The 2,541-nt window shown below is 67.2% G+C and carries 3 protein-coding genes; all 3 read left to right on the top strand.

Features of this window, described 5'->3' with window-relative positions:
- The first annotated feature begins 100 nt into the window (after window positions 1-100).
- The 3 genes from tnpA (at window position 101) to tnpC (ending at window position 2,513) form a co-directional block, all read left to right on the top strand.
- Window positions 101-481, top strand: coding sequence for an IS66-like element accessory protein TnpA (gene tnpA / locus GH815_RS18515; protein ID WP_153750200.1), 381 nt, complete (start codon window positions 101-103; stop codon window positions 479-481).
- Window positions 478-825 (top strand): IS66 family insertion sequence element accessory protein TnpB, encoded by a 348-nt coding sequence (gene tnpB / locus GH815_RS18520; protein WP_153750201.1) that lies wholly within the window; start codon window positions 478-480, stop codon window positions 823-825. Before tnpA ends, tnpB begins: the two co-directional genes overlap by 4 nt.
- A 62-nt stretch (window positions 826-887) precedes the next feature.
- Complete coding sequence (gene tnpC / locus GH815_RS18525; protein ID WP_153750202.1) at window positions 888-2,513, top strand: IS66 family transposase; 1,626 nt, start codon at window positions 888-890, stop codon at window positions 2,511-2,513.
- Window positions 2,514-2,541 lie beyond the last annotated feature (28 nt).

The following is a 2,541-nucleotide window of genomic DNA, read 5'->3' on the forward strand; positions in this document are numbered from 1 at the left end:
GTAACCACCCGGTTGGCACCGCCTGCCAGATTTCGGCGTGAGCTCCTAAGACACGTGCATAGCGACGTCGCAAACGACGTCTTTTATGGGCGGAGGGGCGATGCGGGGCGAGGTTCTGGGTGTTGAGCGCCGCCGACGTTGGGACGACGAGGTGAAGCTGGCGATCGTGAGCGCTGTGGGGATCGACGGCGCGACGGTAACCCAGGTGGCGCAACGCCATGAGGTGACGCGGCAGCAGATCTACGCCTGGCGTCACGAGCTGAAGCGGAAGGGTTTGTGGTCTCCCGAGGCGGGCGCGCTGTTCCTGCCCGCTGGCATGGCGCCAGCGATGGAGCTGACGGTGGTGGAGCCTCCAGCCCGAGCCGCTGCCCCCGCAGCCTGGGTTGAGTTGCGCCTCGCGAAGGGCCGCGTGCTCCGGTTCGAGAGCGACATCGACGATGCGGCGCTGTCCCGTCTGATCCGCGCGGTGGATGCCGCATGATCGGGCCGGGGACCGGGGTGCGGGTGTATCTGGCCTGCGGGGCGACGGATATGCGGAAGGGGATCGGTGGGCTGGCAGCACTCGCGCAAGACGTGCTGCGCCAGAAGCCGACCGGCGGCGCGGTCTTCGCCTTCCGTGGGCGCAAGGGTGATCGGCTGAAGTTGCTTTACTGGGACGGCCAGGGGTTCTGCCTTTACTACAAGATCCTCGAGCGCGGGCGGTTTCCCTGGCCGAACACCAGCTCGGGGGCGGTGCGACTGACCTCGGCGCAGCTGGCGATGTTGTGGGAGGGCATTGACTGGCGGCGACCGGATTGGGGTGCGCCACCGGCCCGGGTTGGGTGATTTATCGGCTTGAAACCCCTTGTTTTTATGGCGCTTCATGATCGGGTGTGGTAGGTGATGGTATGTCGAGCGACACGCCCATCCTTCCCGAAGATCCCGCCATTCTGAAGGCAATGATCGCCGCCTTACAGGCGGAAAACGCGAAGATGTCGGCGACGATCCGGGCGCATGACCAGCTCATCCAGACGCTCCGGCTGCGGATCGCGAAGCTCAAGAAGCAGGCCTTCGGCAAGTCCTCGGAGAAGATCGAGCGCGAGATCGAACAGCTGGAATTGGCCCTCGAGGACCTGCTCATCGCCAGCGCCGAAAGCGCCACCACCCCGGCGGGCGAAGACGAGGCCGACACCGCGTCCGATGAGACCGCCGGCGAAACGGTCGAGCGCAAGCTGCGCCGCCGTCCACGTGTCTCCGAGGCCACCGCGCGCGAGCGGCGCGAGCTTGACCCGGGCAGCTGCTGCCCGGATTGCGGTGGTGACCTGCGCCTCGTGGGCGAGGACATGAGCGAGATCCTCGACCTGGTCGTGGCGCAGCTGAAGGTCCTGCAGATCGCGCGGCTAAAGAAGTCCTGCCGCCGCTGTGAGAAGATGGTGCAGGCGCCCGCGCCCAGCCGTCCCATCCCGGGCAGCATGGCGAGCGCGGCCCTGCTGGCCTGGATCCTCGTGTCCAAGTTCGACGATCATCTCCCGCTCTATCGCCTGAAGGAGATCTTCGCCCGCATGGGGGCCGACATTCCGGACAGCACGCTGGTCGACTGGTGTGGGCGCGCCATGAAGGTGCTGGCGCCGCTGGTCGAACGGATCGAGGCCGATGTGATGGCCAGCGACCTGCTCCACGCCGATGACACCCCGATCCGGGTGCTGGATCGGTCCCTCAAGGACCGCGGCCTCGGAAAGGGGGTGAAGCAGGGACGGATCTGGGCCTATGTCCGCGATCCGCGACCTTGGGCAGGCACAGCGCCACCCGGGGCGGTCTACCGCTTCGCCCCGGATTGGAAGCAAGAGCACGTCCATGGGCATCTGGCCCAGACCCGCGGCATCCTGCAGGCCGATGGCTACAAGGGCTATGCCAAGCTTTACGAACCCGACCCCGACGGCACGCCCCGTCTGCAGGAGGCGTCATGCTGGGCGCATCTGCGGCGCGACTTCCACGACGAATGGGGCAAGACGAAATCGGCCATCGCACGCGAGGCGCTCGACCGCATCGGCGCGCTCTATGACATCGAGCGGGAGATCAACGGGCAGCCTGCCGAGATCCGCGTTGCCGCGCGCCAGAAGCTCAGCGCGCCGAAGGTCGACGCCTTCTTCGCCTGGTCCGAGAGCCAGCTCACGCGGATCCCCGGCAAAGGCGACCTCGCGCGCGCATTCCGCTATGGGCTGGCCCGCCGGGCCTCGTTCAGCCTCTTCCTCACCGATGGTCGCGTGGCCATCGACAACAATCCGGCCGAGCGTGCCCTGCGCCCGATCGGCATCGGCCGGAAGAACTGGCTCTTCGCGGGCGCCGACACCGGCGGCGAAACGCTGGCCCGCGCCATGACGATCGTCGAGACCGCCAAGCTGAACGGCCTCGATCCGCAGGCCTATCTCGCCGACGTGCTCAACCGGATCCAAGACCACAAGATCAACCGGCTCGACGAGCTCCTGCCGTGGAACTGGACACCGGTCGCCGTCGCTCAGGCCGAGGCCGCCTGATCAACCGCGGTGCCAACCGGGCGGTTAC

It is taken from the genome of Rhodovulum strictum (assembly GCF_009649175.1).
Classification (GTDB): Bacteria; Pseudomonadota; Alphaproteobacteria; order Rhodobacterales; family Rhodobacteraceae; genus Rhodovulum; species Rhodovulum strictum.

Coding starts and splice junctions, on each gene's coding strand:
- tnpA (WP_153750200.1), top strand. CDS start 101: ATGCGGGGCGAGGTTCTGGGTGTTGAGCGCCGCCGACGTTGGGACGAC.
- tnpB (WP_153750201.1), top strand. CDS start 478: ATGATCGGGCCGGGGACCGGGGTGCGGGTGTATCTGGCCTGCGGGGCG.
- tnpC (WP_153750202.1), top strand. CDS start 888: ATGTCGAGCGACACGCCCATCCTTCCCGAAGATCCCGCCATTCTGAAG.